The following is a 7,770-nucleotide window of genomic DNA, read 5'->3' as shown; positions in this document are numbered from 1 at the left end:
CCATTTGGGTCTCCTCACCTTGTTAACTTGATTGTTCAATTCCAAGTTTGGCACATTGCGATGCCGTTTGAGGGGGGAGACCATTCCATCGTTGACCTTAGTATAACCATTATCGATTTTGCCTCGAATGGCAATACTAAACTCAAAAATCTAGTAGAAAGGATAGCGAGATTTGTTTTAACCGCTCAAATATCACCCACTTTCAAGGTATACCCTTTGGTTAAACGTAGATCAGATTAGACAGCGAGATCTGAAACCTTGGCTGTTAAAAACAAAAAAAGGCCCTGAAGGGCCTTTTTTCACAAAACCAGCATCTATTCAGAGGCGGCTTTCTTTTCGTTGCTGTCGTAAATCAAAATAGGCTTTGATTCACCGCGAATAACGGTTTCATCTATAACCACTTTGCTCACGTCTTCCATTGAAGGAAGGTCGTACATAGTATCAAGCAAAACCGCTTCAACGATTGAGCGAAGACCACGTGCGCCTGTCTTACGATCCATTGCCTTTTTAGCAATAGCATTAAGTGCATCGTCACGGAACTCTAGCTCTACATCTTCCATCGAGAACAATGCACCATATTGCTTGGTGATTGCATTCTTAGGCTCGCGTAGAATTTGAATTAGTGCTTCTTCATTCAACTCTTCAAGGCTTGTTACTACCGGTAGACGTCCAATGAACTCTGGAATCAACCCATATTTCACTAAGTCTTCAGGCTCAACTTGCTTAAACAGTTCACTGATTTGTTTGCTGTTGTCTTTCGACTTAACCGTAGCACCAAATCCAATACCCGTGTCTTTTTGTGCGCGTTGCTCAATAACTTTATCAAGACCAGCAAACGCACCACCACAGATGAACAATATCTTAGAGGTATCAACTTGCAGGAATTCCTGCTGTGGGTGCTTACGTCCACCTTGCGGAGGAACAGACGCAACCGTACCCTCAATCAACTTTAGAAGCGCCTGCTGTACACCTTCACCCGAAACGTCACGAGTGATAGATGGGTTGTCTGACTTACGAGAAATCTTATCGATTTCATCGATGTAAACAATTCCGCGCTGCGCTTTCTCTACGTCGTAGTCGCACTTCTGCAGTAACTTCTGGATGATGTTCTCAACGTCTTCGCCCACGTAGCCAGCTTCAGTTAGCGTGGTTGCGTCAGCCATGGTGAACGGAACATCAAGCAGGCGCGCTAGGGTTTCCGCTAGCAGCGTTTTACCACTACCGGTAGGTCCTATTAGCAAAATATTACTTTTGCCAAGTTCTACGCCTTCGTGAACGTCGCCATTGCGCAAGCGCTTGTAGTGGTTATATACCGCTACTGATAATACCTTCTTTGCATGTTCTTGCCCGATAACGTAATCGTCTAAGTGAGCATGAATTTCACTTGGTTTAGGTAAAGCGTCCTGCTTTTGCTTAGGCGCGATTTCCTTAATTTCTTCGCGAATGATATCGTTACATAACTCAACACACTCGTCGCAAATGAATACCGACGGGCCTGCTATTAACTTTCTTACTTCGTGTTGGCTTTTGCCACAAAACGAACAGTACAGTAGCTTATTATCACCGTCACCGCTTTGCTTATCACTCATTACTTTTGCCTCTGCCTTGCCTGAGCCGAAAACCAAAACGTGCTATGCACTGGCTCAGGTCTACTATAACTATACTACTTAGTTGCGGCTACGTCAGATCGATTTGCTAAAACTTGGTCAACAAGGCCATATTCTTTTGCCTCAGTTGCACTCAAGAAGTTATCACGGTCTGTGTCACGCGCGACTTTTTCATAGTCTTGACCAGTATGGTCCGCCATAAGGCGATTCAATTTCTCTTTAATAGACAGAATTTCTTTCGCGTGTATTTCAAAATCAGATGCCTGACCTTGGAAGCCACCAAGCGGTTGGTGAATCATTACGCGCGAGTTAGGTAGACAGTAGCGCTTACCTTTTGCTCCTGCAGATAGTAGAAATGCGCCCATGCTTGCAGCTTGGCCCATACATACTGTACTCACGTCTGGCTTGATAAACTTCATCGTATCGTAAATTGCCATGCCAGCAGTTACCGAACCGCCTGGTGAGTTAATGTATAAGAAAATATCTTTCTCTGGGTTTTCAGCTTCTAAGAACAACATTTGAGCAACGATGAGGTTGGCCATGTGATCTTCAACTTGTCCTACCAAGAAAATTACGTTTTCTTTCAATAGGCGAGAATAAATGTCGTATGAGCGCTCACCTTTAGAGGTTTGCTCAACAACCATAGGAACAAGTGCATTCATTGGGTCAAACGGGGTATTAGTCATAGCTACCTTGATTATCTAGCGTTAAAAACAAAAATGCTCGGAAGGCTCCGAGCATTTAAGCAGTTGCTGACAAGTAATGTCAATCAGACAGTAAAAAATTACGCCTGTTTGTTCATAACCTCGTCAAAAGCTTTAGTTACTTCGGTAACTTTTGCTTGCTCAAGAACCCACTCAATAGCTTGTTCTTCTAGTGCAACGTTCTGCATTTGTTGCATAAGCTCTTGGTTGTTGTTGTAGTAATCAACAACTTCTTGCGGATCTTCATACGCTGAAGCAGCAGTTTCGATCATCTCGTTAACTTTAGCTTCGTCTGCTTTAAGTTCGTTCTGCTTGATCACTTCACCTAGAAGAAGACCAATAGATACGCGACGTTTAGCGTTGTCAGTAAACAATTCAGCTGGTAGGTCTGGAAGGTTCTGACCACCGCCTTGCTGGCTGAAACGTTGCTTAGCTTGCTCGCGAAGTGCGTTCACTTCTTGATCGATAAGCGCTTGAGGAATATCAATCTCGTTAGCTTCAACTAGCTTAGCAATAACGTCTTCTTTAACTTGCGCTTTTAGCGTTTGATTTAGTTCACGCTGCATGTTCTTACGAACTTCTGCTTTAAGCGCGTCAACTCCGCCTTCTTCAACACCGAATAGTTTAGCAAACTCTTCGTCAACTTTTGGAAGGTTTAGGCCTTCTACTTTCTTAACGGTAGTTTGGAAAACTGCATCTTTACCTTTTAGGTTTTCTGCGTGGTAGTCTTCAGGGAAAGTTACTTCGATAGTCACTTCTTCACCCGCTTTCGCGCCAACAAGTGGCTTTTCGAAACCAGGGATCATGCGATCTTTACCTAGCTCAAGAGCGAAGTCTTCTGCTTTACCACCTTCAAACTCTTCACCGTCGATAGAACCAACGAAGTCGATGATAACTTTGTCGTCTTTCTTCGCTTTACGCTTAACTTCTTTCCAAGTTGCGTGCTGCTTCTGAAGTGTTTCCATCATGTTATCTAGATCTTCGTCAGTAATTTCTACTACTGGCTTTTCGATTTCGATATCGCTAACACCTTTCACTTCTACTTCTGGGTAAACTTCGAAAGATGCTGTGAATTCTAGGTCCTGACCGTCTTCGTCTTTAGTCAGTTCAAACTTCGGCATACCAGCAGGCTGAATTTTTTCTTGAATCACTGCTTGGTAGAAGTTTTGCTGCATAACATCGCCAGCAACTTCTTGGCGAACAGCTTGGCCGAAACGCTTTTTGATTACGTTTACAGGAACTTTACCTGGACGGAAGCCGTTGATGCGTTGTGTTTTCGCCAATTGCTGTAGACGTGACTTAACTGCTGAATCAACCGTGTCAGCTGGAACGGTGATAGTAAGACGGCGTTCTAAACCCTGGGTCGTCTCGACTGAAACTTGCATTATGTTACCTCAACTATACGCCTTTACAGGCGTTTTGTTCTCAATCCCCTCTCCCGTCATGCAAGAGTTGCATATCACTCCGGGGTAGAGGTCGTTATTCGACGTTTATAAAATCAAAGTTAGGACACGAAATTGTGTCAAAAAGCCAACCTGAAACAAACGTACTGGTTAAAAAAAGACGCGGTAGTATACAGCCGCATACCACAAGAGTCGAGAGGCAAACACAAGTTTGTAACAACCATTTGAACGCATTTTGACCAAATAGCGAAACTAATAGCCTAAATAGCGAAAAAGACGGAATTTATGCGAATTTATTGAGCAATGAATAAAGAGGAGAGAAAGATAATGGTCGGTGAGACAGGATTTGAACCTGCGACCCCTTGTACCCAAAACAAGTGCGCTACCAAGCTGCGCCACTCACCGACAGATCCACCACTTCCGCGAAAAAGTGGGGTGGACGATGGGACTTGAACCCACGACAACCGGAATCACAATCCGGGGCTCTACCAACTGAGCTACGCCCACCACAGTAATCCTGTTCAGTCTTATGTGTGAATTGATAAACACATAAGCGCCTACCGAGCTGTCAGGATCTTACATAGCTACTCGGTAGTTAAAGTCGACTCATACCCTAGCCCACAGATGATTTATCACTCTTGGCTAGAAGTATTTACTGAATCGAAGAAAGCATAAATGGTCGGTGAGACAGGATTTGAACCTGCGACCCCTTGTACCCAAAACAAGTGCGCTACCAAGCTGCGCCACTCACCGACTGGAATGTCCACCACTTCCGCGAAAAAGTGGGGTGGACGATGGGACTTGAACCCACGACAACCGGAATCACAATCCGGGGCTCTACCAACTGAGCTACGCCCACCATAGGGTGTGTTTGCGATTTACACGCTTTATTTTAGCAGTGTAAATACGAAAATTCAGCCTTGCTATCAGGACCTACCTGACTCGCATGGCGCGCCCGGCAGGATTCGAACCTGCGACCCACGGCTTAGAAGGCCGTTGCTCTATCCAGCTGAGCTACGGGCGCTTGGCGAATCTTCGCTGCAAAAAGTGGTCGGTGAGACAGGATTTGAACCTGCGACCCCTTGTACCCAAAACAAGTGCGCTACCAAGCTGCGCCACTCACCGACTGTCGTACCGACCTTAAAGCGTTAGCCTCTGTGCCGTTACGGGGTGCGAATATTACTGACATCCCCCCACCTCGTCAAACACTTTTTTAAATAAAATCATCAACCGCTCACAAAGCATCCATTCTCACGTTTTTTTGAACAATTACCCTTGTATTTGCCTGTCTTTAGCCTAGGTTTGCGCTTCTTTTAAAGGGTAAGCATCAGGCTTTCCCTTAACGGTCGTTTACGTTGAACATTTGTGGTGAATAATTGCAGAGTAATAACTACTAGAGTATTAGTCCTATTTTATGAAACAATATAGGGCACTTGTTGACCACCCAACCATATAAGAATCGTACAAGACTATGACCGCCCATCTTATTGACGGCAAACTAATTGCCAAACAAGTTCGCCAACACGTAACCTCCTATGTTGAATCGCTTACGCAAGCAGGTAAAAGACAACCAGGCCTAGCCGTTGTCCTTGTTGGCAGTGATGCAGCTTCTCAAGTTTATGTTTCCAATAAACGTAAAGCGTGCGAAGAAGTGGGGTTCGTTTCTCGCTCTTTCGACCTTCCTTCTGATACCACAGAAGAGACCTTGCTAAATTTAGTGGACGAGCTAAACGAAGATAAAGAGATAGACGGAATTCTGGTACAGCTTCCTTTACCTGCAGGGTTAAATGCAGAAAAGGTACTTGAACGTATTCACCCTCATAAAGATGTCGACGGATTTCATCCATACAATATTGGCCGCCTTGCACAGCGTATTCCTGCACTACGTCCCTGCACGCCAAAAGGCATCATGACCATGATAGAGTCAACCAAGCGCCCTGTAAAAGGTTTAGACGCGGTCATTGTAGGTGCGTCGAACATTGTGGGGCGCCCTATGAGCCTGGAACTGCTTCTAGCTGGCTGCACCGTTACTACCTGTCACAAGTTTACTCAAGACCTTAAAAGTCACGTTCAACGTGCAGACCTTCTGGTGGTCGCAGTAGGTAAACCGAACTTTATTCCTGGTGACTGGGTAAAACAGGGCGCGATTGTCATTGATGTAGGTATTAATCGCGTTAATGATGGTTCACTTGTTGGCGATGTTGATTTCGAAAAAGCGAAAGAGCGCGCAGGCTGGATAACCCCCGTTCCAGGCGGAGTTGGGCCGATGACAGTAGCCAGTTTAATAGAGAATACGCTGGAAGCTTACGTAAAATATCATTCTTAAAGCACAACTAGTTCAACCTAGATGTTAGGCAGAAATCAAATTTCTGCCTTTTGGTTTTATACTCCCCCTCAAGTTGAACACAGACTCAAACTGACCTACACCTTTTATGGCAGAACCAACATCTCCTTTATGGGAACAGCACGTAATTGATGCAACGCTTAAATGGGTTGACGACATTGTGATAAAACACAACTTTTGTCCCTTTGCGCGCTATGTAAGAACACCTCATCAAATTCGGTGTGTGGTAATTGAGGGCGATGCGGGAAATGTCGTTCAATCGCTATACGATGAGTTGCGGCATTTAGAAGATAACGACACCACCGCTACAACACTAATTGCACTCACGCATTCAACCCTTGCTGATTTCAACGAATATCTCGATGTATTGGCTATTAGCGATAATATGCTGCACGACTGGGGATACAGCGGCACTTACCAACTTGCCAGCTTCCACCCCAATTATGTATTCGACGGTAGCGACGTAGACGATGCTGAAAACTATACCAATCGTTCACCCTACCCGCTTTTGCATTTGATTCGTGAAGCTGATATCACACGCTACATGAAGAAAGAAGAAGATGCCGAAAAGATATTCAGCCATAACATTGAAAAAGCACGGACGCTTGGGTGCCCTTATTTTGAGGGCGTGTTAGACACGCTTAAAAAAGATAAGCCCGCTCGATAAAACACGGGAAGCTTACCTTTTTTGTACAATGTAAAAGACACGCACTAAAAAGAGAATAAGCTCGTGATGCGAGCAGGCCTAAAGTATTGGATTACTCCAGGGAACCCAAATAAGCAGCTCCTTATAACAAGCAGGATGTTTATTTGGCTCAAGCTTTCACTTGAAACGTCACTTTACCTGCAAATTATGTGAGTAATATGACAACGTTACACATTTTGACTTCGTTAGGGCTAAAACGTGAATACCCACAATTCATTTTCTCTCGAGGCGATAGCGACCGTCGCTACGCCTTTCAAGCAAAAGTTTGCTATTCCAAGGCAGCCCAACTTGGCTAACGCCGAAGGTGTTATCACCTTCAAAGAAGGCTTTAACGATATCAATTTGCTTAAAGGGATAGAGAATTACAGTCACCTGTGGCTGCTTTTTATCTTTCACCAAAACATTGAACGCGGTTGGAAAAATACGGTAAAAGCCCCTCGTCTAGGTGGTAATGCAACTATGGGCGTATTGGCAAGTCGCAGTACCCACCGACCTAATGGGATTGGCATGTCTGTGGTGAAAAACAAAGGTGTGGTTAGCAGTAATGGACAGACACAGTTAGTGGTTGAAGGGGTAGATTTAGTCGACGGCACACCACTTGTCGATATCAAGCCCTATATCGCGTACGCTGATAGTGTTCTTAGCGCCAGCGATAATCTTGATGACATTAACCCCATACCCAATCGCGACGTATCATTCGCCGATACAATCCAGCCCACGCTTGCTGAAATAGAGAAAAAGCACCGTAGTTTTTCTGCCTTGGTGACTGCGGTACTGTCCCAAGACCCTCGCCCAGCCTATAAACAGCATATTGAAAATGATGAGAAAACCTACCGCGTGACGCTATACGATATTGATGTAGGGTTTGAAATAAGAGATACCGCCGTTAAGGTGACCGAACTGGTTCATTTAGGATAATTACACTATTAGTGTTAACAGTCTGTGGCGAAATAGCTCACAGTTAATTAGAATACGCCCAAATGTGTGAAACCTTATCTCGGTTCAA

The 7,770-nt window shown here is 44.6% G+C and carries 7 protein-coding genes and 6 tRNA genes; 4 read left to right on the top strand and 9 right to left on the bottom strand.

Features of this window, described 5'->3' with window-relative positions; all coding sequences use genetic code 11:
* A partial coding sequence (locus MHM99_RS16000) for a hypothetical protein (RefSeq protein ID WP_239220146.1) occupies positions 1 to 240 on the top strand: 240 nt, incomplete at its 5' end.
* 74 nt (positions 241 to 314) lie between these two features.
* On the opposite strand, the gene clpX is transcribed toward MHM99_RS16000, so the two are convergent.
* The 9 genes from clpX to MHM99_RS15955 all read right to left on the bottom strand — a co-directional run bounded on the left by clpX (position 315) and on the right by MHM99_RS15955 (position 4,839).
* A complete protein-coding gene (clpX, locus tag MHM99_RS15995; protein ID WP_014950146.1) occupies positions 315 to 1,589 on the bottom strand; it encodes an ATP-dependent protease ATP-binding subunit ClpX in 1,275 nt (424 codons plus the stop codon).
* 74 nt (positions 1,590 to 1,663) lie between these two features.
* Positions 1,664 to 2,293, bottom strand: coding sequence for an ATP-dependent Clp endopeptidase proteolytic subunit ClpP (gene clpP, locus MHM99_RS15990; RefSeq protein WP_014950147.1), 630 nt, complete (start codon positions 2,291 to 2,293; stop codon positions 1,664 to 1,666).
* Positions 2,294 to 2,391: 98 nt separating this feature from the next.
* Positions 2,392 to 3,696 carry a trigger factor gene (gene tig, locus MHM99_RS15985; RefSeq protein ID WP_014950148.1) on the bottom strand — a complete coding sequence of 435 codons (1,305 nt, stop codon included), beginning with the start codon at positions 3,694 to 3,696 and terminating at the stop codon, positions 2,392 to 2,394.
* A gap of 346 nt (positions 3,697 to 4,042) precedes the next feature.
* Positions 4,043 to 4,119, bottom strand: a tRNA-Pro gene (locus MHM99_RS15980).
* Positions 4,120 to 4,145: 26 nt separating this feature from the next.
* Positions 4,146 to 4,221 (bottom strand) — tRNA-His (locus MHM99_RS15975).
* 169 nt (positions 4,222 to 4,390) lie between these two features.
* Positions 4,391 to 4,467: transfer RNA gene (locus MHM99_RS15970), tRNA-Pro, on the bottom strand.
* Positions 4,468 to 4,497: 30 nt separating this feature from the next.
* A tRNA-His gene (locus MHM99_RS15965) sits at positions 4,498 to 4,573 on the bottom strand.
* 88 nt (positions 4,574 to 4,661) lie between these two features.
* Positions 4,662 to 4,738 (bottom strand) — tRNA-Arg (locus MHM99_RS15960).
* Positions 4,739 to 4,762: 24 nt separating this feature from the next.
* Positions 4,763 to 4,839: transfer RNA gene (locus tag MHM99_RS15955), tRNA-Pro, on the bottom strand.
* Positions 4,840 to 5,185: 346 nt separating this feature from the next.
* On the opposite strand from MHM99_RS15955, the gene folD reads away from it, so the two are divergent.
* The 3 genes from folD (at position 5,186) to tsaA (ending at position 7,682) form a co-directional block, all read left to right on the top strand.
* Positions 5,186 to 6,040, top strand: a complete 855-nt coding sequence (gene folD, locus MHM99_RS15950; RefSeq protein WP_014950149.1) for a bifunctional methylenetetrahydrofolate dehydrogenase/methenyltetrahydrofolate cyclohydrolase FolD — start codon at positions 5,186 to 5,188, stop codon at positions 6,038 to 6,040.
* A 106-nt stretch (positions 6,041 to 6,146) separates the two neighbouring features.
* Positions 6,147 to 6,725 carry a DUF1415 domain-containing protein gene (locus tag MHM99_RS15945; protein ID WP_014950150.1) on the top strand — a complete coding sequence of 193 codons (579 nt, stop codon included), beginning with the start codon at positions 6,147 to 6,149 and terminating at the stop codon, positions 6,723 to 6,725.
* Positions 6,726 to 6,962: 237 nt separating this feature from the next.
* A complete protein-coding gene (tsaA, locus tag MHM99_RS15940; RefSeq protein ID WP_239220145.1) occupies positions 6,963 to 7,682 on the top strand; it encodes a tRNA (N6-threonylcarbamoyladenosine(37)-N6)-methyltransferase TrmO in 720 nt (239 codons plus the stop codon).
* Positions 7,683 to 7,770 lie beyond the last annotated feature (88 nt).

Origin of the sequence: Alteromonas sp. MmMcT2-2 (genome assembly GCF_022348305.1) — a bacterium.
GTDB lineage: Bacteria > Pseudomonadota > Gammaproteobacteria > Enterobacterales > Alteromonadaceae > Alteromonas > Alteromonas macleodii.
The sequence above is the reverse complement of the archived record's forward strand: the minus strand, read 5'-3'. Positions and strand labels throughout refer to the sequence as shown.